This window comes from Actinomadura sp. 1N219, from assembly GCF_044326405.1.
Classification (GTDB): domain Bacteria; phylum Actinomycetota; class Actinomycetes; order Streptosporangiales; family Streptosporangiaceae; genus Spirillospora.
In genome coordinates this window covers 1020686-1043662 of sequence record NZ_JBIRAY010000001.1, presented here as the reverse complement: position 1 = coordinate 1043662, position 22977 = coordinate 1020686, and the positions used below count along the sequence as shown (strand labels likewise).

The window sequence follows — 22977 nt, the reverse complement described above, 5'->3', positions numbered from 1 at the left end:
GTTACTGCACGGACACGAGGTCCAGGTAGCGAACGGACGGGTGTCCCCCACTTTAGAGTGGTGGGGAATCGCGTCAGAGCGACGTCTTCGGGAGGCGGCGGCCGGCATGGCAGACGGGTACGACTCGGGTCCCGGCGCGGGCGACCCGCCGGACGCCGACCCGCTGGAGCGCTATTTCCGGCCGCGTCCGGGCGCGCAGGGGGCGGCGGGCCCCGCGGCGGACGGCGACATCGAGGGCGTGACCATCGAGGGGATGCCCGCGCCGCGCGTCTCGGTGGAGGGCCCGCGCGGCCCGCGCCGGCCGGGCCGCGGGCTGAGCCCGCGGGCGGCGGCCGGCGCGCGGCGGCAGAAGCGGTTCCTGACGCTGACCGGGACGATGTCGGTGGTCGTCCTGCTGACCTCGGGCGGCGCGTGGGCGTTCCAGAACTACGTCACCGGCCTGATCGACGAGGTGTCGGTCGGCGGGCTCGGCCGCGGCAAGGACGCGCCGAAGGGCGCGATGACGATCCTGGTCGCCGGGGTCGACCGCCGCGACGGGCTGACGAGGGAGCAGCAGAAGGCGGCGAAGCTCGGGCACCAGCCGGGCGAGCGGTCCGACACGATGATGCTGGTCCACATCTCCCGCGACCACGACAGCGTGTCGGTCGTGAACCTGCCCCGCGACTCCTACGTGATGATCCCGGCGCACAAGTCGAACGGGTCGGAGGGGGCGAAGGGGGCGCGGATCCCGGCCCGTCCGGGCAAGCTGACCTGGGCGTACCAGTTCGGCGGGCCCGACCTGACGGTCAACACCGTCAAGCGCGCGACGGGCGTGTCCATCGACCACTACGTCGAGGTGAACTTCTTCGGGTTCGTGCGCATGGTGGACGCGCTCGGCGGCGTCGACGTCTGCACCGAGGTGCCGATCAACGACCCGAAGAGCGGGCTGCGGCTCCCCCCCGGGAAGTCGCACGTGGACGGCCTGAAGGCGCTCTCGTTCACCCGCGCCCGCTACACGCTGTCGGACGGCAGCGACCTCGGCCGCATCGACCGGCAGCAGCAGTTCATGGCGTCGATGATGAAGCAGGCGCTGTCGACGAAGACGCTCAGCGACCCGGTGAAGTCGACGCGGTTCCTGAAGGCGTCGCTGAAGTCGCTGCGCGTCGACTCGGAACTGGCCGACAACCTGCCGGAACTCGCCGAGCAGATGAAGGACCTGAAGACCGACGACCTGACGTTCGCGAAGATCCCGCTCGCGAATCCCGGGTACAACGCCGTCCTGTGGAACACGCCGGCGCCGCAGTCGGTCGTCCAGTGGAACCAGGACAAGGCGCGGGACCTGTTCACCAGGATCCGGCGGGACCAGCCGCTGGACGAGCACACCAAGAAGCCGAGCGCGACGCCGACGCAGAAGCCCGAGGACCGGCTCACGGTGCCGCCGGAGGACGTGTCCGTCCGCGTCCTGAACGCGGTCGGCACGCAGGGGCTGGCGACGAAGGCGGGCGGGCAACTGCGGGAGCTGGGCTTCCGCACCACGGTCGTGCCCGGCGTGGCGCGCCGGGGGCTGCAGACGACGCAGATCCAGTACGGCCCGGAGGGCGCGGAGTCCGCGAAGACGCTGGCCGCCGCGATCCCGGACGCCAAGCTGAGGCGGATCGACGGGCTCGGGGCGAGGCTGCAGGTCATGGTCGGCACGAACTGGGGCGACGTGCGGAAGGTCGAGGCCGGCGGCGGCGCGTCGCCGAGCGCCTCCCCCACCTCGGGAATCGACACCGACACCGCCACCCAGAAACTCTGCGGCTGACCTGATCTAGAATATCGTTCTAGACCTGAAGGGAGCCCCATGAGCGACGACGTGCCCGCCAAGAAAGCCCCAGCCGGAACGGTGCCCGCCGAGACGTTTTACGAGCCGCTCGGCGGCGGGCGGTTCGCCAGCACCCCGGCCACGGCGGGACCGTGGTCGCCTGACCTCCAGCACGGCGGGCCGGTGGCGGGCCTGCTGGGGCGGGCCTTCGAGCGGCACGACCCCGTCCCCGGGACGCGGGTCGCGCGGGTGACGGTCGAGATCCTGAGCCCCGTCCCGGTGGCGGTGCTGGACGTCGAAGTCCGGGTCGTCCGGCCCGGCAGGCGCGTCGCCTACCTCGAAGGGGAGATCAGCCATGAGGGCCGTCCCGTGGTCCGCGCCGGCGCGTGGCGGATCATGGAGGCGCCGTCCCACCTGGAGCCCGTCGTCCACGCGCCCGCGCCGCCGCCCCGCCCGGATGTCACTCCCCCGTTCGGACACTGGGAGGACCTGCACGTCCACGGCTATCTCGCGGCGATGGAATGGCGTCCCGTCCACGGCTCCTTCGGCGAGCCCGGTCCCGCCGCGGTGTGGGCGCGGTCCCGGATCCCGCTGGTCGCGGGCGAGCCGGACACGCCGCTGGTGCGCGCCCTGACGCTGGCCGACAGCGCGTCCGGGGTCGGCAGCCAGGTCGACCTCGGCAAGTGGCTGATCATCAACACGGACATGACGGTGGCCCTGCACCGCGACCCCGTGGGCGAGTGGCTGTACATGGACGCCTCGCTGGACGCGAGCCCCGGCGGAAGCGCGCTGTGCGGCGCGACGATGGCCGATTCGTCCGGTGAATTCGGCCGCGTCCTGCAAACACTTCTTGTGGACGAACGTCCTTTTGCATAGAAAACCCGCGACGACACGCCGCATCGCTCCGTGTTCTTGATCGAACACTGTGGGTAACAATCGATGTTGACAGAGAGTAGTCACTCGTCAGGAGCTCACAGAATGTCGACAAGGAATTTCGGCCTGCTCACGACGACCGCCGCGCTGGCGCTCACCGCCTCCATCGGCACCGCAAGCGCCGCCCTCGCCGCACCGCCGCCGTCTCCGCCGGACGCCAGCAGCGCGTCCAATCCCGAGCCCGCACCGGATGCGGAAGCACCAGACGCCCAGACGCCACCGAACGACCAGAGTCCGCCGGACGCGGAAATGCCGCCGGACGCCCAAACACCACCAGAGGGCCAGGCCCCACCGGACGGCCAGGCCCCGCCGGAGGGCCAGGCCCCGCCGGAGGCACAGGGCCAGCCGGAGGCACAGGGCCAGCCCAACGCACAGGGCCAGCCCAACGCACAGGGCCAGCCCAACGCACAGAACCAGCCGGGCGCTCACAACCAGCCGAACGCTCACAACCAGCCGAACGCTCAGAACCAGCCGCAGGCGCATGAGCAGGGGCAGCAGGACGCGCAGGCCGCGCCGAACCTGGACGAAGCCGCCGCGCCGGACAAGCCCGCCGCCAAGCCGGCCAAGCCCGCCAAGCCCGGCGCGAAGCCGCTGGCCAAGGACGGCACCGATCTCCAGGCGTGTGCGGACGCGAGGTGCGAGGTCCAGGTCAAGGACGGCCAGGAGATCGCGCTCGACAAGAAGTACGGCATGGGGCCGATCCGCGTCGACGTCGAGGGAAGCCAGGTGACCTTCTCCGTCCGGAAGGGCAAGTCGACGACGAGGACGTCCGCCAACGCGGCCCAGCCGGGCTCGATGGCGTACTACAACGGCCTGATGCTGAGCCCGCGCATGGCGGAGGACGGCAGCGTCATCCTCAACATCTCCCACGCCTGACCGGAGAGACCGGGGAAACGAGCACGACAGGGTGGTGGCCGGCGGCCATCACCCTGTCGCTTGTCGCCGTACCATTCGGGCAGGTGCACCGCTCCCGTATACCGACCAGTACACTGCCGCGGTCGATGCACGGACCCGCCCGTAGCGGGCACTGTTGGAAGAGGCCGCTAGTCGGCGACAACGAAGCGAGAGGAGCAGGCCTTGTCCTACCGGCTGACGGTCATCGGAACCGGGTATCTCGGCGCCACCCACGCGGCCTGCATGGCGGATCTGGGCTTCGAGGTGCTGGGGCTCGACGTGGACGAGGAGCGCATCGCCCGCCTCGCGGCCGGTGACCTGCCCTTCTACGAGCCAGGGCTGGAGCCGGTGCTGCGCCGGGGCCTGGCCAGCGGGCGGCTGCGGTTCACCTCGTCGTACGCGGAGGCCGCGGAGTTCGGCGACGTCCACTTCCTGTGCGTCGGCACCCCGCAGAAGTCCGGGGAGTACGCGGCCGACCTCTCCTACGTGGACGCCGCGATCGCGTCGCTGGCGCCGCTGCTGCGGCGGCCGTGCCTGATCGTCGGCAAGTCCACCGTGCCGGTCGGGACGGCCGCGCGGCTCGCCGACACGCTAGCGCGGACGGCCCCGGCCGGGGGCGACGCCGTCCTCGCGTGGAATCCCGAGTTCCTGCGGGAGGGCTTCGCCGTCCAGGACACGCTGCACCCGGACCGGATCGTGGCCGGGCTGCCCGCCGACCAGGGCGCCGCCGAGCACGCCGAGAAGGCGCTGCGCGAGATCTACCGGACGATGATCGCGGCCGGCACCCCGTTCATCACCAGCGACTACGCGACCGCGGAGCTGGTCAAGGTGTCGGCCAACGCCTTCCTCGCCACCAAGATCTCCTTCATCAACGCGATGGCGGAGGTGTGCGAGGCCGCGCACGCCGACGTGACGAAGCTCTCCGAGGCGCTGTCCTACGACGACCGGATCGGCGGCAAGTTCCTCGGCCCGGGCCTCGGGTTCGGCGGCGGCTGCCTGCCGAAGGACATCCGCGCGTTCATGGCCAGGGCCGGCGAGCTCGGCGCCGACCAGGCGCTCTCCTTCCTGCGCGAGGTCGACGAGATCAACATCCGGCGGCGGATCCGGATGGTGGACCTCGCCCGCAAGCTGCTCGGCGGCTCGTTCACCGGACGGACGGTCGGGGTGCTCGGCGCCGCCTTCAAGCCGAACTCCGACGACGTCCGCGACTCGCCCGCCCTGGACGTGGCCGCGTCGATACGCGCCCAGGGCGGGAAGGTGACGGTGTACGACCCGCAGGCGATGTCGAACGCGCGCCGCGCCCAGCCGACGCTGGAGTACGGCGACTCGGCCCTGTCCGCGGCGCGCGACGCGCACGTCGTGCTGCTGCTGACCGAGTGGGCTGAGTTCCGGGACATGGACCCGTTCGCGCTCGCCGAGGTCGTCGCCGAACGCAACATCGTCGACGGACGCAACGCGCTCGACCCCGAGCGGTGGCGCGCCGCCGGCTGGAACTACCGGGCCCTGGGACGCCCCTGAAGGCGTCCTCGAAGACGTCCCTGAAAGGGAAGCAAAGGGCCACATCGGCTGTTGTCGTGGACATGTCTGATGCCTTCGCCGACCTGGACGTGATCCGGCGGCTGCTGAACGAGTCGAAGACGTGGGCGTTCGTCGGGCTCGGCGACAACCCGGAACGCGAGGTCTACACCCAGGCCCGGTTGCTGCAGGAGCGCGGCAAGCGGATCATTCCCGTCCATCCGGCGGCGCGGGCGGTGCTGGGCGAGCGGGGGTACGCGTCGCTGGCCGAGGTGCCGGACGTGTCCGAGGTGGACGTCGTCGGCGTCTACCGCCGCGCCGAGCATGCCGGGGAGGCGGTGGACGAGGCGATCGCGGCCGGCGCGAAGGCGGTGTGGCTGCCGCTCCAGGTGATCGACGAGGCCGCGGCGCGGCGCGCGAAGGACGCCGGGCTCGACGTCGTCATGAACCGGTGCCCGGCCGTCGAGTGGGCCCTGCGCCGCTGACCTGCGGACCCGCGGCCCCCGATGCCGCTGGGCGGCGCTCAGATCCGTTCTCGGAGCCGGACGCCCTTCGCCTTGGCCTGCCCGTAGAGGTCCCGCTGGAAGACCTTCATCTTGGCGCGCAGATCCTCGTCGGACGCGGCCAGGATCCGGACGGCGAGCAGCCCGGCGTTGCGGGCGCCGCCGACCGAGACGGTCGCGACGGGCACGCCGGCGGGCATTTGCACGATCGACAGCAGCGAGTCCATCCCGTCGAGGTACTTCAGCGGGACGGGCACGCCGATCACCGGCAGCGGCGTCACCGAGGCCAGCATGCCGGGCAGGTGCGCCGCCCCGCCCGCGCCCGCGATGATCACGCGGAGGCCGCGGGCCGCCGCGTCCTCCCCGTAGGCGATCATGTCGTGCGGCATCCGGTGCGCGGACACGACGTCGGCCTCGTACGGGACGCCGAACTCCGCGAGCGCCTCGGCCGCGTCCTGCATCACCGGCCAGTCCGAGTCGCTGCCCATCACCACGCCGACCAGCGGCTCCGGCTCCGTCACGACCGTTCCTCCCGCTCCTTCATCCGGGTGCCCCAGCGCAGGTAGGCCGCGGCGTGGCGGGCGCGCTCGCGGACGTCCGCGAGGTCGTCGCCGAGCGCGGTCACATGGCCGATCTTGCGGCCGGGACGCGGCTCCTTGCCGTACATGTGCACTTTGACGCCGGGGTCGTGCGCCATCACGTGGAAGTAGCGGGAGTAGACGTCCGGGTCGTCGCCGCCGAGCACGTTGGCCATGACCGTGTACGGGGCGGTGGGCTCGGTGGACCCGAGCGGCAGGTCGAGGACGGCGCGCAGGTGCTGCTCGAACTGCGACGTCCGGGCGCCCTCGATCGTCCAGTGCCCGGAGTTGTGCGGGCGCATCGCCAGCTCGTTGACGAGCAGGCCGTCCGCCGTCTCGAACAGCTCGACGGCGAGGAGGCCGACGACGTCCAGCTCGGCGGCGATGGTCAGGGCGAGGCGCTGCGCCTCCGCGGCCACGTCGGCGGGCAGGCCGGGCGCTGGCGAGATCACCTCGGTGCAGATCCCGCCCTCCTGGACGGTCTCCACGACCGGGTACGCGGCGCCCTGCCCGTACGGGGAGCGCGCGACGACTGCGGCCAGCTCCCGCGTGAACGGCACGTGCTCCTCGACCATCAGGTCGACGTCCTGGGACAGCAGCTCCTGGATCAGCTCGACGGCGGCGCGGTCGAGGGCGTCCAGCACCCAGACGCCCTTGCCGTCGTAGCCGCCGCGGGTGGCCTTGATCACAAGCGGGAACCCGTGGTCGCGGGCGAAGACCTCAAGCAGCTGCAATGGCGCGGACCTGTGCAGATGCACGTACGCGGGGCATGGGACGTCCATGGCGGTGAGCCGCTCGCGCATCACGAGCTTGTCCTGCGCGTGTGCCAGCGCGGCCGAACCGGGACGGCACGGGACACCCGACGACTCCAGCTTCTGGATGTGCGGCCCCGGGACGTGCTCGTGGTCGAAGGTCACGACGTCGCAGCCCCTGGCGAACGACAGGAGGTCGTCGAGGGAGCGGTCGTCGCCGATCCGGGCGCCGGAGACGACCTTGGCCGCCGAATCGTCCGCCGACCCGGCGAGCACGCGCAGCGACACGCCGAGTCCGATCGCGGCCTGCTGCGTCATCCGCGCCAGCTGGCCGCCCCCTGCCATGCCGACCACAGGCTTCTCAGCTTGAATCGTCACGTCAGAAGGTTATCGGGCGGATGGTACGAACGAACCGTCCGGCCCTTGCGTCGTACCCGTGTGTGGGAACCTCGGTTATGGGCATGGAACGCTCGGACGGCGTGAAACGTTCATGTTCCGACGTCCCAGGGGTCGCATGCGTCTATCCTCGTGATGCCTCCGCAGTAGCCGCCGCGCCGGACGTGGCGCAGAGACGATGTCCGGAAGGACGGTTCCCCTTCGTGAGCCTGGTCGCCAAGATCCATCGGCAGTTCGCGCACCTCGTGCGGGAGCTGGCAAAGTTCGGCAGCGTGGGCGCGATCGCGTTCGTCATCACCGTCGCGATCGGCAACGGCCTGCACACTGGCCTTGGCGTGGGGCCGCTGACGTCCAACGCCGTGGCGACGGTCTTCGCGACGACGTTCTCGTACCTGGCCAACCGCTACTGGACGTTCCGGCACCGCGACCGCACCGGCCTGGGGCGCGAGTACGTGCTGTTCTTCGGCCTGAACGGCGTCGGGCTGGTCATCACGGAGCTGTTCATCGGGTTCACCCACTACGTCCTCAAGCTGGACGGCCCGGTCTCCTACAACGCCGCGCTGGTCGTCGGCACGGGCGTCGCGACGCTGTTCCGCTTCTGGTCGTACAAGAAGTGGGTGTTCCTGCCGGCGAGCGCGCCGCAGGTCGACCCGGCGTCCGGGCTGCCGGAGGCCCCGTCCGCCGACCCGGCCGAGCCCGCCGCGGAAGGGCCGGGCGCGCACCGCGCGAACGGCGACCGCCCGGCGCCGTCCCCGCGGCTCGGCCACCCCCTCGACCAGACCGCCGAGGACTACGCCGAGATCTAGGCCCCGCCGGGATCTAGGCGGGCCCCATCACCACCCGCTCGGCGGCGAGCCGGGCCTCCGCGGCCTGGCGGAGGAAGACTCCGAACACGGCGGGACGCGACTGGATCAGTTCGAGCCGCCCGCCGTCCACGATCGCGAGGGACCTGGCCAGGTAGAGGCCGAGCCCGGTGCCGCGGCCGCCGCTGACGCTCCGCTCGAAGATCCGCGGCTCCAGCTCGGGCGGAATGCCGGCGCCCTCGTCGCCGACCTCGACGACCACCCCGCTCGCGCCCGGCTTGGTGTGGATGGTGACGGTCCCGGCGCCGTGCATCAGCGAGTTGTCCAGGAGCGTCGCGACGATCTGGGAGAGGCCCTCCGGGTTGGTCATGCCGACGAGGCCCTGCTCGCCGACGATGCGCACGTCGCGTCCGTCCCGCCGGAAGATCGGCCGCCACTCCTCGACCTGCTGCTCGATGATCTCGTCGATGGGCGAGGCGACGGCGCCGCCGGTGCGGTCGTGCCGGGCGCGGGCGAGCAGCTGCTCGACGACCGCGACGAGCCGTTCGGCCTGCGTGACGGCGGCGGCGCCCTCCTCCCGGACGACGTCCGGATAGTCGGCGGCCTCGATCATCTCTTCCAGCCGCATGGACAGCGCGGTCAGCGGCGTGCGGAGCTGGTGGCTGGCGTCGGACGCGAACTCGCGGCTGGACGCGACCAGGTCGGCGATGCGGACCGCGCTGCGGTCTAAGACCTCGGCGACCCGGTCGACCTCCGGGACGCCGTAGCGGCGGCGGCGGGGCCGGGCGTTGCCGGTGCCGAGCCGGTCGGCGGTCTCGGCGAGGTCGATCAGCGGCAGGGTCAGCTTGCGGGCCTGGACCATCGCCAGGCAGACGGTGACGGCGACGCCGAGCAGCGCGAGGCTGCCGATGAGTGCCATCAGCCGCAGCGCGTCGGCGCGGACCTCCGCCTCCGGCCGCGACACCCGTACGCGCACCGCGCCCTCCGCCTGCGTGGCGGTGAGGACGGGTCCGCGCCGCGGCGGTCCCGCGGTGAGCGTCCGGCCGTCCGGCAGGGTGATCGAGATGTGCCGGCCCGGGTACTCCCGCGCGATCATCTCGCCGGTGACGGGACGGCGCGTCTCCAGGCTGAAGCCGACGCCGCCCGCGATGGAGGACGCCTCGCGGTACAGCGACCGGCCGGCCTCCTCGTAGACGAGCTTGTGTGCGGCGTAGGCGAGGGGTATGCCGAGCGACAGGATCGCGACCACCGCCACCGCGAGCGTCGACAGGAGGAGTCGGCGCCTCATCAGGGGCTCCTTCGAGGGTGGGGCCGCGGCGCGTGCGGCACGTCATCCCGGGGGCCTCTCGGGAAGGCCCCCGGCGTCCCGCACGACCGCGGCGGCCGGTGCTAGTCGCCGCGCTCGAACCGGAAGCCGACGCCCCGCACCGTCGTGATGTAGCGGGGGCTGCCGGCGTCGTCGCCGAGCTTGCGGCGCAGCCAGGAAATGTGCATGTCGAGCGTCTTGGTGGAACCCCACCAGTTGGTGTCCCACACTTCGCGCATGATCTGTTCGCGGGTCACGACCTTGCCCGCGTCGCGGACGAGGACGCGCAGCAGGTCGAACTCCTTCGTGGTGAGCTGCAGCTCCTGGTCGCCCATCCAGGCGCGGCGCGACTCGGCGTCGATCCGCACCCCCTGGACGATCGGCGTCTCGGTGCTGCCCCGGCGCAGCAGTGCCCGCACCCGTGCGAGCAGCTCGGCCAGCCGGAACGGCTTGGTCACATAGTCGTCGGCGCCCGCGTCCAGTCCGACGACGGTGTCGACCTCGTCGGCACGTGCGGTCAGGATCAGGATGGGGACGCCATGTCCCTCGGCCCGCACCCTGCGGGCCACCTCAAGGCCGTCCAGTTCGGGAAGGCCGAGATCGAGGACGATCAGGTCCACCCCGCCGCCGAGCGCCCGCTCCAGCGCCTGCGGGCCGTCCGGGCTGACTTCGACGGTGTACCCCTCGCGCCGCAGCGCGCGGGCGAGAGGCTCGGAGATGGACGTGTCGTCCTCGGCGAGCAGTACTGAGGTCATGAACCGATCGTATGACCATTCTTGAACATTGCCCGGTCGCCGCCGCGCTCTTGACCTGCGGTTTGCCACTCATAGTACATCCTCGAACACCACATATCCGGTGCAATCCGGATGCATGCGGCATTCGGCCGTCCGGGCGTGGCGGGAGGTCAGGCGAACACGGCGGCCGACGCGCCCGGCAGTTCGACGAATGCGGTTTCGGAATCGCCGAATTTGTCGGCGTCGAGGCGAATAGCCGGATCTGAGGCGAGCAGGAGGCGGGGTCTGGGCGCTCCGGGAGGGGACGCGGGGAGGACCACGGGGAGCCCGCCGAGGTTCGCCGCGACGCACACCCGGCCGCGCCACATCATCAGCCAGCGGGCGGTGTCGTCGTCCACCTCGACGGTCGTCTCGGTCAGGCGCGGGTCGTTCAGGTCTGGCCAGGAGCGGCGCAACGCCAGCAGGGCCCGGTGCCATTCGAGCAGGTCGCGGTGATGCGGCCGGTCGGGTTCGGTCCAGTCGAGGACAGAGCGCCGGAAAGTTTCCACAGCCTGTGGATCGGGGACCGGGCCGGTCCAGCCGTGCCGGGCGAATTCGCGGCGGCGTCCCTCGCTGACGGCGCGCGCGAGTTCCGCGTCCTGGTGGTCGGTGAAATAGCACCACGGGGTGGACGCGCCCCATTCCTCGCCCATGAACAGCATCGGCGTGAACGGCCCGAGCAGGACGAGCGCCGCGCCCGCCTTGAGCATCGACGGGGATATCCGGGCGGACTCCAGGACGGTTCCGATCCGGTCCCCCGCCGCCCGATTGCCCACCTGGTCGTGGTTCTGCAGGAAACCCAGGAACCGGTGCGCGGGAGTCTTCAGGACGTCGACCGGCCGCCCATGCCGCCGCCCCCTGTACGTCGACCAGCTTCCGTCGTGGACGAAGACGTTCGTCAGTGCTTTCTTGAGCGTCTCCAGGGGCCCGAAGTCGCAGTAGTAGCCCTGCCGCTCGCCGGTCAGCGCGGCGTACAGCGCGTGGTGGAAATCGTCGCTCCACTGGGCGTCCAGCCCGTATCCGCCCGCCTCCCTGGACGTCACCAGGCGCGGGTCGTTCAGGTCGGATTCGGCGATGAGGAACAGTTCACGCCCAAGGTGCGCCGACAGGCACGCCACCGCGCACGACAGGTCTTCCAGAATGTGGACGGCGCTGTGGTCGGTGATGGCATGGACGGCGTCCAGGCGAAGCCCGTCGAAGTGGTAGTCGCGCAGCCACATCAGCGCGTTCTGCACGACGAACGCGCGGACTTCGTCCGAGCCCTCCTGGTCGAAATTCACCGCCTCGCCCCAGGGGGTGGGATGGACGTCGGTGAAATACGGGCCGTAGGCACCGAGGCGGTTACCGTCCGGGCCCAGGTGGTTGTAGACGACGTCCAGGATGACGGCGAGGCCGCGTGCGTGGGCGGCATCTACAAAACGCTTCAACCCGTCAGGGCCGCCGTACGGCTCGTGCGGCGCCCACAGGTGAACACCGTCGTAGCCCCATCCGTGGTGGCCGGGAAATGCGGCGACGGGCAGGAGTTCTACGGCGTCTATGCCGAGTGCGACGAGATGGTCGAGACGCTCGGCCGCCGCATCGAACGTCCCTTCCGGCGTGAACGTGCCCACGTGCATTTCGTAAAGGACGCTTCCGGGGAGCGGTCGTCCGTGCCAGTGCTGGTCCGTCCAGGCGTACCGTTCGTGGTCGTAGACGCGGCTGGGCCCGTGGACGCCGTCCGGCTGCCTCGGTGAGCGCGGGTCGGGGAGCACTTCGTCACTGCCGTCCAGAGCGAAGCCGTAGTCCGTGCCGTGGGCGGCGTCTGGGACATCGGCTCGCCACCAGCCAGAATCCGAGGCGTCCATGGGGTGACGCTGGTCGGGGCCAGTCACGACGTCCACACTGTGGGCGCGAGGGGCCCACACCTCGAACCGGGTGCTCACCGGTTCATCTCTCTGGGGACGAGCAGCGCGACGGGCAGGTGCTCGAAAAGCCGGGCGGCGTTCAGGATCGGGCCCATGTGCGTGCAGCCGGTGAGGACGTCCCGCCAGCCCTGGCTGCGGACGTCCACCCGCGTCCGGTCCCAGCCGCCGCGCCGTTCCAGGCCGACGGGCAGGCGGGTGGCGAGCGCGACGGCGTCGCCGCGGGCGAACCCGACGACGTGCTCGGCGGCGGGCCCGCGGGAGGCGATCGGCTCGTGCCCGGCGTCCGGGCCGAACCATTCGGGGTGCGAGCGGCGCAGGCGCAGCGTCCGCGACGTCACGAGCAGCTTCTCGTCGTCCACCTCCTTCGGCTGCCGGCCGGTGTCGAGGCGGAACAGGTGCTCGCGGCGCCGCCCGTAGTCGACCGGCCGCCGGTTGTCGGGGTCGACCAGCGACAGACCCGTCAGCTCGCAGCCCTGGTACACGTCCGGGACGCCCGGCATCGCCAACTGGACGAGCTTCTGCCCGAGCGTGTTCACGCGCGCGTAGGGTGCGAGCCGCCCGACGAACGAGGTCATGTCGGTGACCAGGTCGGGATCAGCGAGAACGCCCCGCGCGTACTCCAGGACTGCCTCCTCGTAGGCGAGGTCTGGGTCGAGCCAGGAAGTGCGTGTCTTGGCCTCGCGCATCGCCTTGACGAGGAACTCTTCAAGGCGGCCTGGGGTGAGCGGCCATGCCCCTACGAGCGTCTGCCAGAGCAGGTATTCGAGGTCCGGTTCCAGTGGGGACGGGACGGCGCCCCAGGTTCGCCAACGTTCCACTTCCTCCGCCCACTCGCCGGGCAGTTCCGACAGCACGGACAGCCAGGCCCGTACGTCCTCCTCCCGTTTGGTGTCGTGCGTGGACAGCGTCGTCATCGTGAACGGCCAGTCGCGAGCGAGCCTTATGCAGTGCGAATGGAACTCTTCAGCGCTGACGGAGAAGCGACCTGGGGCGCCGCCGACCTCGTTCAGCGCGGCCATACGGTTCCAGCGGTAAAACGCTGTGTCTTCAACGCCTTTGGCCGCGAGGGGGGCTGACGTCTGCTGGAACCGCACGATGAACTCGGCGTCGGTGCGTTCGCCGCGTCCGAGGGCCAGATCCACGACGGTTTCCAGGTCTGCGTGCAGTTCCTCTGGCAGATGGGCGCGTGCACGGCGAGCGGCCTCGTCCAGGACGTCCACGGCCTGCTGCGGCGCGTCCTCCCCAGGGACGACGTACGCGCGGTAGACGGGCATGGCGACGAGCAGCTCGACCAGTGCCCGTTCCAGGCCGGCGTTCTGCTCGCCCACGACCCTCCGGAGGACGCGCACCAGCCGGTCGATTTCCGGTTTCAGGCCGTGTGACGCGACATGGACGCGGGAGTCGCGCTCGACCTCGTCGAAGTCGCGCGGGCCGCCCGTCAGCGCCGCGTAGTACTCGGTGAGCGGCTTCTCGCCCGCCGGGTCGACGAACAGGCCGCCGATCATGCCGAGCGAGTCGTAGCCGGTGGTGCCCGCGCACGGCCAGTCCGGCGGGAGCCGCTCCTCCCCCTCGGTGATCTTCTCGACCAGCAGCCAGGCGTCCGGGGCCGCGTCCGCCAGCCGCCGCAGGTAGCCGCGCGGGTCGGCGAGGCCGTCCGGATGGTCGACGCGCAGGCCGTGCACCAGGCCCTCCTCGACCAGGCTCAGCAGCAGCGCGTGCGTCCGCTCGAACACCTCCGGGTCCTCCTGGCGGAGCCCGATGAGGCCGTCGATGTCGAAGAACCGCCGGTAGTTCGGCTCCGCCGTGCCGCCTTCGCCCGGCAGGACGATCCGGCCGCCGCCCGCCTCCCAGTCGACGTCGAACCACTTCGCGAACGGCGACCCGGGCCCCTCCGCGAGGACGGCGGCGAGCGGCGGGCTCAGGTCGGGCGGCGCCGGGATCGCCATGTGGTTCGGGACGACGTCCACCAGCACCTTCAGCCCGTGCGCGCGGAACCGGGCCGCCATCGCGCCGAACGCCTCGGACCCGCCCAGCTCGTCCGCCAGCCGGGAATGGTCGACCACGTCGTAGCCGTGCTCCGACCCGGGCGCGGCTTGCAGGATCGGCGACAGGTAGACGTGCGACACGCCAAGGGACGACAGGTAGGGGGCCAGCGCGGCGGCTTCAGCGAATCCGAACCGCCCTTCCGGCGTCCCGCGGAGCTGGAGCCGGTACGTGCCGGACGGCGGCGCCCCGATCCCGTCCTCCGCCGGGACGGCTCTGTTGAATTCGGTCAGGTTCTCTTCGGCCAGGTGGTCCTCGGACACGGTCTCCTCATCGGGGGGTTCGTCGCCGGGGAGCGGTTCCTCGGGAGCGGGTTCGGCGTAGATGTCGTCGACGTGCATGGGCATGACCTTCACCTGCATGGGTTCAGCCGCGGCGCAGGACCTGGATCGAGCGGGCGCCGACCTGGACGGCCTCGCGGGCCTTCATGACCGGCGACTCCTCCTCGGCGGGCGAGGGGTCGGCGGTGTCGAGGGTCTTCATCCACATTTCCCCGTATGCGGCGGGCGGAAGCGTGAACGCGAGGTCCCCGTCGTGCGCGTTGATCAGCAGCAGGAACGAGTCGTCCCCGACCCGCCTGCCCCGCCGGTCCGGCTCGGAGATCGCGTCGCCGTTCAGGAACACGTTCAGGGACTTGTTGAACCCGGCCGACCAGTCCGTGCCCGCCATCTCCGCGCCTCCCGGCGTGAACCAGACGAGGTCGGGCAGCTCCTCCGGCCGCGCGGCGGCGCGGGTCCGCTTCGTCCGCCGGTCGCCGAGGAAGAAGCGCCGCCGCCGGAACACCGAATGCTCGGTACGCAGCCTGGACAGCCGCCGGACGAAGTCGAGCAGCGTGCCGTGCTCGCAGAGCGTCCAGTCGACCCATGAGAGCTCGTTGTCCTGGCAGTAGGCGTTGTTGTTGCCGCGCTGCGTCCGGCCGATCTCGTCGCCGTGCAGCAGCATCGGGACGCCCTGCGACAGGAACAGCGTGGTCAGGAGGTTGCGTTTCTGCCGTTCGCGCAGCGCGACGATCTCCGGGTCGCGGGTCGGGCCCTCGCGGCCGCAGTTCCACGACCGGTCGTCGTCGGTCCCGTCGCGGTTGCCCTCGCCGTTGGCGTCGTTGTGCTTGCGGTCGTAGGAGACGAGGTCGTGGAGCGTGAAACCGTCGTGGCACGTCACGAAGTTGATCGAGGCGCTGGGACGGCGGCCGTCGTCGGCGTACAGGTCGGACGAGCCCGTCAGCCTGGACGCGAACTCGGGCATCGCGCCCGGCTCGCCGCGCCAGTAGTCGCGCATCGTGTCGCGGTACTTGCCGTTCCACTCCGTCCACAGCGGCGGGAAGTTGCCGACCTGGTAGCCGCCCTCCCCCACGTCCCACGGCTCGGCGATCAGCTTCACCTGCGACACCACCGGGTCCTGCTGGACGAGGTCGAAGAACGCCGACAGCCGGTCCACCTCGTGCAGGTCGCGGGCCAGCGTCGCGGCCAGGTCGAAGCGGAACCCGTCCACGTGCATGTCCGTCACCCAGTACCGCAGCGAGTCCATGATCAGCTGCAGGACGTGCGGGCCGCGCATCAGCAGGCTGTTCCCCGTGCCCGTCGTGTCGGCGTAGAAGCGCGGGTCGTCGTCGGCGAGCCGGTAGTAGGCGGGGTTGTCGATGCCGCGGAACGACAGCGTCGGGCCGCGGTGGTCGCCCTCGGCGGTGTGGTTGTAGACGACGTCCAGGATCACCTCGATCCCCGCCTCGTGCAGCGCCTTCACCATCGCCTTGAACTCCAGCACCTGCTCGCCCCGCCGCCCGGACGAGGCGTACTCGTTGTGCGGCGCGAAGAACCCGATCGTGTTGTAGCCCCAGTAGTTGCGCAGGCCGCGGCCGATCAGCGCGTCGTCGTGGACGAACTGGTGGACGGGCATCAGCTCCACCGCCGTCACCCCGATCGAGCGCAGATGATCGACGATCACCGGGTGGGCGAGGCCCGCGTAGGTGCCGCGCAGCCCCGGCGGGACGTCCGGATGCCGGGCGGTGAGGCCCTTCACGTGCGCCTCGTAGATCACCGTCTCGTGGTACGGGATGCGCGGCGGCCGGTCGTCGCCCCAGTCGAAGTACGGGCTGACGACCACGGACCGCATCGTGTGGGCCGCCGAGTCGGCGTCGTTGCGGGACGAGCCGTCGCAGGACGCGGGGTCGCCGAAGTCGTAGCCGAAGCAGGACTCGTCCCAGTCGACGGCCCCCTCGACGGCCAGCGCGTACGGGTCGAGGAGCAGTTTCGCGGGGTTGCAGCGCAGGCCCCGGCGCGGCTCGTACGGGCCGTGCACCCGGAACCCGTAGCGGCGTCCGGGCATGACGCCGGGCAGGTAGCCGTGCCAGACGAAGGCGTCCACCTCGGGGAGTGTGAGCCTGGTCTCAACGCTGTCCCCGCCATCGCCGGAACCGCCGCCCGGCGGGTCGTCGAACAGGCACAGTTCGACCCGCTCGGCCGCCTCGGAGTAGACGGCGAAGTTCGTGCCCGCCCCGTCGAACCGGGCGCCGAGGGGGTAGGCGTCGCCCGGCCAAACCTGAGCCACCGTCCCGCCCTCCCGTCCCTGCGGCCCGCAAGTCCCACGCGACGCGAGCGACGCGAGCCCGCGCCGCGGCGCGCGCGTGGAGAGCCCTTCCCCGTGAGGGGTGGATCACACCGATCGGGAGTCCTCTGGCCAGAACGGACAAACCTGAGCTACTTTAGGGGAGCCTAACCTTAATGAGGGTGCCCTAAGCTCGCCTGGTCAGGCGTGTGGAGCACGCGTAGCCGCACGGAAGGTCCGTCAGCCGAATGTACGTCTGCATCTGCAACGCCGTCACAGAGGACGACGTTCACGGCTGCATGGCCACCGGTTGCCGGACGGCCAGAGAGGTCAAGGCCGCCTGCGGCTTCAAGCCCGGGTGCGGGACGTGCACCAAGCGCATCCACACCATGGTCAGCGAGTATCAGACCGCCAGCGAGCTCGCGGACGCCCTGACCGGCGGCCCGGCCGAGCTGGCAGCCGTCCCCGACCAGGGCCCCGAACTGGACCCCGAACAGATCATCGCCGAGATCGAAGAGGGAGGCGCCGCCTCGACCGCAGCCTGAGCCTTCCGGGCCCCGCACGGCCCCGCCCGCGACGGGCGGACACGCGCCTTGCGGGGGTTAGTGCTGTCCTGAAACCACCCGCCATGGAAACATGGGCGTCATGGATGGCGACAAGGACATCATCGCGCTGCTGAACGACCAGCTCACCGCGGAACTGACGGCGATCAACCAGTACTTCCTGCATTCCAAGATGCAGGCGAACTGGGGCTTCACCCGCATCGCCGAGCACACCCGCGACGAGTCGTTCGACGAGATGAAGCACGCGGAGCGGCTGACCGACCGGATCCTGTTCCTGGAGGGGCTGCCGAACTACCAGAAACTCGGCACCCTGCGGATCGGGCAGAACATCGTCGAGCAGCTGGAGGCGGACCTCGCCGTCGAGATGGAGGCCGTGGCCCGGCTGCGTCCCGGCATCGAGCTGATGCGCTCGCGGGGCGACGTGACGTCCGCCCGGATCTTCGAGGACATCCTCGCGGACGAGGAGGAGCACATCGACTACCTGGAGACCGAGCTGAGCCTCGTCCAGGCGCTCGGCGAGCAGAACTACCTGCAGCGCCTTACCGACGCCCCCGGCGAGGACTCGATCAAACCCGTCTGAGCGGGGACGTCCGGGCCCGCGGCTAGGGCGCGGCTAGGGCGCGTCCAGGGTCGGGGGCCGCATGCCGGGGGTGCGGCGCAGCACGTACGGCTGGATGATGCCGAGCCCCTGGACCGGACGGCGCACGAGCCGCGTCACCTCGTACGCCCGGCTCGACTCCAGCCGCGCGGCCAGCTCGCCGTCGATCACGACGGAGCCGGGCCGGGCCATGGACGTCAGCCGGGCCGCGAGGTTCACCGTGGTGCCGAACAGGTCGCCCATCAGCGGCACGACGGGCCCGTGCGCGACGCCGACCCGCACGTCCGGGACCTCGGTCTCGTCCTGGATCGCGGCCGCGACCGTCAGCGCGATCTCCGCGCCGACCTCCGGCGTCTCCGCGCTGAACAGCACCTCGTCGCCGAGCGTCTTCACCAGCCGGCCGCCGCAGGACGCGATGATGTCGGCGGCCGTCTCCTCGAACCACTCCACGATCCGGGCCAGCTCGATCTCCTCCAGCTCCCGGCTGACCTGCGTGAACGACACCATGTCCGCGAACCCGACGGTGGTCGGGGTGCGGCCCGCCGGGTCGCCGTTGTCGCGCGTCGCGGCGGCGGCCAGGGCGCGCGTCCCGGCCGCGGCGAGCTGCCGCCGCCATGCGTGCACGACCAGCGGCTCGAACTCCCCGATGTGCTTCTCGGCCACGTCCACGATCGTCTGGACGGCCTCGGCGGACGGCGTGTCGTGCGGATCCTGCGTCAGCATGCTGTGCAGCAGGCTGACCTGCCACTCCGCGAGCCGGGTCATGGTCTGCCCGAACGCCCGGACGAGCCGGATCACGCCCTCCTCGTCGAGGACGCCGTCGTCCATCAGGCGGCGGATGCGGTCCAGGGCGGCGATGTCGCCCTCGGTGTAGGCGACGGTCTCGTCCGGCATCGACGGGTAGCCGAACGCGCGCCACACCCGTCCGGAGAACTCCCGGGAGACCCCGGCCAGGCGCACGGCGTCGACGCGGTTGTACCGCAGCTCGCCCCCGAGGAGGAGCTCTTCGATCTCCTTCGGATCCGGCATTCCGGCCGCCATCTTCCGCCCCTCAGTCAGCCGGCGCCGTGGGCCGCGGCGACGGCGTCGTGAATCGGTATCCGGACATATCGTCGCAGATCAGCAACTGATTCATGGCGGTGACCGCCGATGGTCTCCGCTTGTTCACCGGACGTGTGCCCTTCATCGGACCCGTGCCCTTCATCGGACGTGGACGACGTCGCCGGCGCTGATCGTGCGGTCGCCGCCCGGTCCGGCGACGACCAGGCGTCCGGCGCCGTCGACGTCCCGGGCGGTTCCGGTCAGCCGCTCGTCGCCGGGCAGCTCCACCCGCACCTCCCGGCCGAGGGTGGCGCACAGGTCCTTGTAGGCGGTGCGGAGCCCGCTCGTCTCGGGGTCGCCGTCGAGCGCCGTCCACTCCCGGTACCAGGTCGCGAACTCGCGCAGGATCGCGCGCAGCAGCGGCGCCCGGTCGCTGAGCGGCGCGCCCTCGATGGCGAGGGACGTCGCCGTCTTCACCGGAAGCTCGTCCGAGCGCAGGCCGACGTTCAGGCCGACGCCGACGACGAGCCCGTCGCCCGCCTTCTCCACCAGGATCCCGGCGAGCTTCCGGTCGCCGGCGAGCAGGTCGTTCGGCCATTTGAGCCGGACGTCCACGGCCATGTCGCCGTCCGCGCCGTCGCCGAGGAAGCCCTCCCCGGTCTCCGACCAGGCCGTCATCCGGCGGACGGCGGTCGCGACGGCGACGCCGGTCAGCAGGGGCGTCCAGCCGAGCATCGGCACCGGCACCGGCGGGCGCAGCAGCATCGAGAACGTCAGGCCCGACCGCGCGGGCGCGGTCCAGGCCCGTCCGAGCCTGCCGCGGCCCGCCGTCTGCAGTTCGGTGACGAGGACGGTCCCCTCGGGCGCCCCGTCGGCGGCGCGGGCCGCGAGGTCGGCGTTGGTGGAGCCCGTCTCCGCCACGACCCGCACGTCCCGCCACAGGCCGCCGTCCCGGACGAGCGCACGCCGCAGCGCCGCCTCATGCAGGGGCGGCCGGTCGAGATCCCCATAAGGTGATTCGCTCACCCGACCCATCCAACCCCACGACCATGACGATCGTTAGGGTGCCCTTCATGGATGGTGTGACGTTGCGGCGCGACGGGCATGTCGCGGAGATCGTGCTGGACCGGCCCGAGGCGCTCAACGCCCTGTCCACGGCGATGGCGCGGCGGCTCGCGGAAGTTTGCGCGGAGGTCGCGGCGGACGCGTCCGTCCGCGCGGTCGTGCTGGGCGCGGCCGGGGAGAAGGCGTTCTGCGTCGGCGCCGACCTCAAGGAGCGCAACGCCATGACCGACGCCGAGATCCTCGCGCAGCGGCCGGTGTTCCGGGCCGCGTTCGGCGGCGTCCTCGGCCTGCCGCAGCCGGTCATCGCGGCCGTGCACGGGTTCGCGCTCGGCGGCGGCTGCGAGTTCGCGCTGTCCGCCGACCTGATCGTCGCGGACGAGACGGCCGTGTTCGGGCTGCCGGAGGTGAGCGTCGGGCTCGTCCCGGGCGGCGGCGGGACGCAGCTCGCGCTGCGCCGCCTCGGCCCCGGCAAGGCCGCCGACCTGGTGCTCACCGGCCGCCGCCTCGGCGCCGGCGAGGCCCTGGAGTACGGCCTCGCCGACCGGAAGGTGCCCGCCGGGACGGCCCGCGAGGAGGCCCTCGCACTCGCCGGCGTGATCGCGGGGAACTCGCCGGTCGCGGTCCGCGCCGCCAAGCGGGCCCTGCGCCTCGGCGGCGGCGTGAGCCTGGAGGCGGGCCTCGACCTGGAGGAGAACGCCTGGCGCACCGTCGCGTTCTCCGCCGACCGCCGCGAGGGCATCGCGGCGTTCAACGAGAAGCGCAAGCCCGTCTGGCCGTCCTAGGCGGTGTTCCCGAGGCCGTCGCGCGGCCGCAGCCCGAACCAGACCAGGACGACGGTGACGAGCGTCATGGCCACGATCACGCCGAGCGCGAGGTGGATGCCGGCCAGCCCCGACCCCTGGGTCGCGGCGACCGAACCCATGATCGGGATGCCGACGGTCAGGGCCACCTGCTGGGTCATCGAGGTCAGGCCCGTCGCCAGGCCCTGCTGCTCGTCCGGCAGGCCGGACGTCGCGGTCACCGTGAACGCGACGATGGCGCTGACATGCCCGAAGAACCCGATGAACAGGGCCGGGATCAGGACGGCCAGCGCCAGCCGGTCCGCGCCGAGGAAGATCAGCGGGACGGTCGCCAGCGCCTGAACGGCCATGCCCACGGCGAGGACCCTGCGGCTGCCGAGGCGCCCGACGACCCGTCCGGCGATCACCCCGGCGGCCACCGACGCCAGCCCCGGGACACCGAAGATCAGCCCGGTGACCAGCGGCGAGAAGTCGAGGTGCCGCTGCAGGTAGAGCGTCATCAGGAAGATCATCGCGGGCTCCATCGCGAAGATCACGAACCCGGCGCAATTGCCCCACTTCACGGTGGCCCGCTTGAGGATGTGCACCGGAGCGAGCGGCGCGGGCGAGCGAAGCTCGATCACCCAGAACGCGGCCAGCAGCAGCACGCCGGCCACGGCGGCCGGGACGCTCCGCTCGATGACCGCGTAGATCACGGCCAGCAGTCCGCCGGACACGGTGACCGCCCCTGGCAGGTCCAGCCGCGTTCGTCCCGGCGCCTTGCTCTCGTTGATCAGGACGGGCGTCGCCACCAGGATGACCACGGCGACGGGGACGTTCACGAAGAACGCCGCCCGCCACCCCAGCAGGCCGACCAGGGTGCCGCCGACCAGCGCGCCGACGGTGAAGCCGCCCGACAGCAGCGCCCCGTTGAGGCCGAGGACGCGCTCGCGCAGCGCGCCCTCGGTGAACGTGGTGGTGAGCAGCGACAGCGTCGCGGGTATCGACATCGCGGTGGCGAACCCCTGCAGTGCCCGCGCGGTCAGCAGCATCTCCGGGTTGACGGCGAAGCCGCCGAGCAGCGAGGACCCGACGAGCAGGGCCATCCCGGCGACGAACAGCCTGCGGCGGCCGAACAGGTCCGCCAGGCGGCCGAACACCAGGGCGAAGCCCGCGGCGGGCAGCGCGTACGCCGAGGCGATCCAGGGCAGGCCGGTCAGCCCCAGCCCGACGCCCGCGCCGACCTCCGGCAGCGCGACGTTCAGGATCGAGAAGTCGACGGCCATCGTGAACCCCGCGCCCAGCAGGACGAGCAGCACCATCCGCTCCCTGCCGGTGAACCGCGGCGCCGCGACCGCCTTCGTCCCGGCACTCGTCCGGACGCCGGGCTCGGCGCTCGTCTCGGCGCTCGTCTCGGCGGTCATGAGGCGTTGCCGAGGTCGTCGGAGTGCCCGGCCGCCAGGCGGGGCCACTGGGAGGCGGGACGTCCATCGATGCGGAAGAAGCCGCCGTCGGTCGAGCCGTCGTGCGGCCAGCCGTCGGGCGAGTCCTCCCATTCCTCCTGGCGCCCGTAGACGGTCATGTCCATGAGCGGGTAGCTGTTGTCCAGGGCCTCGACGCCGCGTCCGGTCGTCCAGTAGGTCTCGAAGACACGGTCGCCGTCCCGCAGGTAGCAGACCAGGTGGAACATGCCGACCTGGCGTCCGACCAGGAGGGTCTCGGCGGAGTCCTGGGCCGAGTACCAGGGCATGTCCCAGCCCATGAAGTCGCGGTACCGGACGCTCTCCTCGTACGGCCCCTGGCAGAGCGTGGCGTAGGTGATGCCCGCGGCGTGCAGGTAGGACAGCTCGCGGACCTTCCCGTTGTAGTACGTGCAGCCCTCGCACTGCTCGGACGCGGGACGGCCCGTGTACCACATCATGTAGTAGGCGATCAGCTGGCGACGGCCCTCGAACGCGTCCAGCAGGGTGACGGGGCCGTCCGGGCCGATCAGCGGCGTGGTGGCGTCGACCTCCACCATCGGCAGACGGCGCCGGGCCGCCGCGATCGCGTCGCCTGCGCGCGTGTGCGCCTTCTCCTGGACGCGCAACTCGTCCAGCTGGGCCTGGAAGGTGGCACGGTCGGTGATCTCGGGCGTCGGAAGTGTCGTGTCGGTGCTCATCGGGCTTTCCTTCCTCTCGGTTGGACTTTCGCCCCACCGACGAAGG

20 protein-coding genes are annotated in these 22977 nt (G+C 71.5%); 9 read left to right on the top strand and 11 right to left on the bottom strand.

Going from position 1 to position 22977, the window contains the following annotated elements:
- The first annotated feature begins 106 nt into the window (after positions 1–106).
- The 5 genes from ACH35V_RS04750 to ACH35V_RS04730 all read left to right on the top strand — a co-directional run bounded on the left by ACH35V_RS04750 (position 107) and on the right by ACH35V_RS04730 (position 5610).
- A complete protein-coding gene (locus ACH35V_RS04750) occupies positions 107–1783 on the top strand; it encodes an LCP family protein (protein ID WP_395970280.1) in 1677 nt (558 codons plus the stop codon).
- A 39-nt stretch (positions 1784–1822) separates the two neighbouring features.
- On the top strand, positions 1823–2659 hold the full coding sequence (locus ACH35V_RS04745) for a thioesterase family protein (RefSeq protein WP_395970279.1): 837 nt from the start codon (positions 1823–1825) through the stop codon (positions 2657–2659).
- A gap of 102 nt (positions 2660–2761) precedes the next feature.
- Positions 2762–3592, top strand: a complete 831-nt coding sequence (locus tag ACH35V_RS04740; protein ID WP_395970278.1) for a hypothetical protein — start codon at positions 2762–2764, stop codon at positions 3590–3592.
- A 201-nt stretch (positions 3593–3793) separates the two neighbouring features.
- Positions 3794–5128: a UDP-glucose dehydrogenase family protein gene (locus tag ACH35V_RS04735; RefSeq protein ID WP_395970277.1), complete on the top strand. Its 1335-nt coding sequence runs from the start codon at positions 3794–3796 to the stop codon at positions 5126–5128.
- A 62-nt stretch (positions 5129–5190) separates the two neighbouring features.
- Positions 5191–5610: a CoA-binding protein gene (locus ACH35V_RS04730; RefSeq protein WP_395970276.1), complete on the top strand. Its 420-nt coding sequence runs from the start codon at positions 5191–5193 to the stop codon at positions 5608–5610.
- Between the two features lie 38 nt (positions 5611–5648).
- On the opposite strand, the gene purE is transcribed toward ACH35V_RS04730, so the two are convergent.
- Both purE and ACH35V_RS04720 read right to left on the bottom strand, forming a co-directional pair.
- Positions 5649–6116: a 5-(carboxyamino)imidazole ribonucleotide mutase gene (purE, locus tag ACH35V_RS04725; RefSeq protein WP_395971132.1), complete on the bottom strand. Its 468-nt coding sequence runs from the start codon at positions 6114–6116 to the stop codon at positions 5649–5651.
- Between the two features lie 29 nt (positions 6117–6145).
- The gene (locus tag ACH35V_RS04720; protein WP_395970275.1) at positions 6146–7336 is read right to left on the bottom strand and encodes a 5-(carboxyamino)imidazole ribonucleotide synthase; all 1191 of its coding nucleotides are present in this window, start codon (positions 7334–7336) and stop codon (positions 6146–6148) included.
- Between the two features lie 221 nt (positions 7337–7557).
- Here ACH35V_RS04720 and ACH35V_RS04715 point away from each other — a divergent pair, with 221 nt between their 5' ends.
- Positions 7558–8160, top strand: coding sequence for a GtrA family protein (locus ACH35V_RS04715; RefSeq protein ID WP_395970274.1), 603 nt, complete (start codon positions 7558–7560; stop codon positions 8158–8160).
- Between the two features lie 13 nt (positions 8161–8173).
- Here the strand turns inward: ACH35V_RS04715 and ACH35V_RS04710 are convergent, their stop codons facing one another.
- The 5 genes from ACH35V_RS04710 to glgX form a co-directional block, all read right to left on the bottom strand.
- Complete coding sequence (locus ACH35V_RS04710; RefSeq protein ID WP_395970273.1) at positions 8174–9445, bottom strand: ATP-binding protein; 1272 nt, start codon at positions 9443–9445, stop codon at positions 8174–8176.
- A gap of 101 nt (positions 9446–9546) precedes the next feature.
- Complete coding sequence (locus tag ACH35V_RS04705; RefSeq protein ID WP_019629095.1) at positions 9547–10218, bottom strand: response regulator transcription factor; 672 nt, start codon at positions 10216–10218, stop codon at positions 9547–9549.
- 149 nt (positions 10219–10367) lie between these two features.
- Positions 10368–12158 (bottom strand): malto-oligosyltrehalose trehalohydrolase, encoded by a 1791-nt coding sequence (gene treZ / locus ACH35V_RS04700; RefSeq protein ID WP_395970272.1) that lies wholly within the window; start codon positions 12156–12158, stop codon positions 10368–10370.
- Positions 12155–14530: a malto-oligosyltrehalose synthase gene (gene treY, locus ACH35V_RS04695; RefSeq protein WP_395970271.1), complete on the bottom strand. Its 2376-nt coding sequence runs from the start codon at positions 14528–14530 to the stop codon at positions 12155–12157. The genes treZ and treY overlap by 4 nt, the downstream gene beginning before the upstream one ends.
- 19 nt (positions 14531–14549) lie before the next feature.
- Positions 14550–16727 carry a glycogen debranching protein GlgX gene (gene glgX, locus ACH35V_RS04690; protein WP_395970270.1) on the bottom strand — a complete coding sequence of 726 codons (2178 nt, stop codon included), beginning with the start codon at positions 16725–16727 and terminating at the stop codon, positions 14550–14552.
- A 245-nt stretch (positions 16728–16972) separates the two neighbouring features.
- On the opposite strand from glgX, the gene ACH35V_RS04685 reads away from it, so the two are divergent.
- Positions 16973–17269 carry a bacterioferritin-associated ferredoxin gene (locus tag ACH35V_RS04685; RefSeq protein WP_395970269.1) on the top strand — a complete coding sequence of 99 codons (297 nt, stop codon included), beginning with the start codon at positions 16973–16975 and terminating at the stop codon, positions 17267–17269.
- A 100-nt stretch (positions 17270–17369) separates the two neighbouring features.
- Positions 17370–17867, top strand: coding sequence for a bacterioferritin (bfr, locus tag ACH35V_RS04680; protein WP_395970268.1), 498 nt, complete (start codon positions 17370–17372; stop codon positions 17865–17867).
- 33 nt (positions 17868–17900) lie between these two features.
- On the opposite strand, the gene ACH35V_RS04675 is transcribed toward bfr, so the two are convergent.
- Together ACH35V_RS04675 and ACH35V_RS04670 are read right to left on the bottom strand one after the other, a co-directional pair.
- Entirely contained in the window at positions 17901–18914 is a 1014-nt protein-coding gene (locus ACH35V_RS04675) for an adenylate/guanylate cyclase domain-containing protein (RefSeq protein WP_395970267.1), read from the bottom strand.
- Between the two features lie 171 nt (positions 18915–19085).
- Positions 19086–19952: a biotin--[acetyl-CoA-carboxylase] ligase gene (locus ACH35V_RS04670; protein WP_395970266.1), complete on the bottom strand. Its 867-nt coding sequence runs from the start codon at positions 19950–19952 to the stop codon at positions 19086–19088.
- Between the two features lie 47 nt (positions 19953–19999).
- Here ACH35V_RS04670 and ACH35V_RS04665 point away from each other — a divergent pair, with 47 nt between their 5' ends.
- Complete coding sequence (locus tag ACH35V_RS04665) at positions 20000–20773, top strand: enoyl-CoA hydratase/isomerase family protein (protein WP_395970265.1); 774 nt, start codon at positions 20000–20002, stop codon at positions 20771–20773.
- Here ACH35V_RS04665 and ACH35V_RS04660 read toward each other — a convergent pair.
- Both ACH35V_RS04660 and ACH35V_RS04655 read right to left on the bottom strand, forming a co-directional pair.
- Positions 20770–22194: an MFS transporter gene (locus ACH35V_RS04660; RefSeq protein WP_395970264.1), complete on the bottom strand. Its 1425-nt coding sequence runs from the start codon at positions 22192–22194 to the stop codon at positions 20770–20772. The genes ACH35V_RS04665 and ACH35V_RS04660 overlap by 4 nt on opposite strands.
- A complete protein-coding gene (locus ACH35V_RS04655; protein ID WP_395970263.1) occupies positions 22191–22931 on the bottom strand; it encodes a DUF899 family protein in 741 nt (246 codons plus the stop codon). Before ACH35V_RS04655 ends, ACH35V_RS04660 begins: the two co-directional genes overlap by 4 nt.
- Positions 22932–22977: the final 46 nt, after the last annotated feature.

What these genes read in the sequence shown, in the direction of transcription:
- ACH35V_RS04750 (WP_395970280.1), top strand. Translation starts at nt 107, where the DNA reads ATGGCAGACGGGTACGACTCGGGTCCCGGCGCGGGCGACCCGCCGGAC.
- ACH35V_RS04745 (WP_395970279.1), top strand. Translation starts at nt 1,823, where the DNA reads ATGAGCGACGACGTGCCCGCCAAGAAAGCCCCAGCCGGAACGGTGCCC.
- ACH35V_RS04740 (WP_395970278.1), top strand. Translation starts at nt 2,762, where the DNA reads ATGTCGACAAGGAATTTCGGCCTGCTCACGACGACCGCCGCGCTGGCG.
- ACH35V_RS04730 (WP_395970276.1), top strand. Translation starts at nt 5,191, where the DNA reads ATGTCTGATGCCTTCGCCGACCTGGACGTGATCCGGCGGCTGCTGAAC.
- purE (WP_395971132.1), bottom strand. Translation starts at nt 6,116, where the DNA reads ATGGGCAGCGACTCGGACTGGCCGGTGATGCAGGACGCGGCCGAGGCG.
- ACH35V_RS04710 (WP_395970273.1), bottom strand. Translation starts at nt 9,445, where the DNA reads ATGAGGCGCCGACTCCTCCTGTCGACGCTCGCGGTGGCGGTGGTCGCG.
- ACH35V_RS04705 (WP_019629095.1), bottom strand. Translation starts at nt 10,218, where the DNA reads ATGACCTCAGTACTGCTCGCCGAGGACGACACGTCCATCTCCGAGCCT.
- treY (WP_395970271.1), bottom strand. Translation starts at nt 14,530, where the DNA reads ATGCCCATGCACGTCGACGACATCTACGCCGAACCCGCTCCCGAGGAA.
- ACH35V_RS04685 (WP_395970269.1), top strand. Translation starts at nt 16,973, where the DNA reads ATGTACGTCTGCATCTGCAACGCCGTCACAGAGGACGACGTTCACGGC.
- bfr (WP_395970268.1), top strand. Translation starts at nt 17,370, where the DNA reads ATGGATGGCGACAAGGACATCATCGCGCTGCTGAACGACCAGCTCACC.
- ACH35V_RS04675 (WP_395970267.1), bottom strand. Translation starts at nt 18,914, where the DNA reads ATGCCGGATCCGAAGGAGATCGAAGAGCTCCTCCTCGGGGGCGAGCTG.
- ACH35V_RS04665 (WP_395970265.1), top strand. Translation starts at nt 20,000, where the DNA reads ATGGATGGTGTGACGTTGCGGCGCGACGGGCATGTCGCGGAGATCGTG.
- ACH35V_RS04660 (WP_395970264.1), bottom strand. Translation starts at nt 22,194, where the DNA reads ATGACCGCCGAGACGAGCGCCGAGACGAGCGCCGAGCCCGGCGTCCGG.
- ACH35V_RS04655 (WP_395970263.1), bottom strand. Translation starts at nt 22,931, where the DNA reads ATGAGCACCGACACGACACTTCCGACGCCCGAGATCACCGACCGTGCC.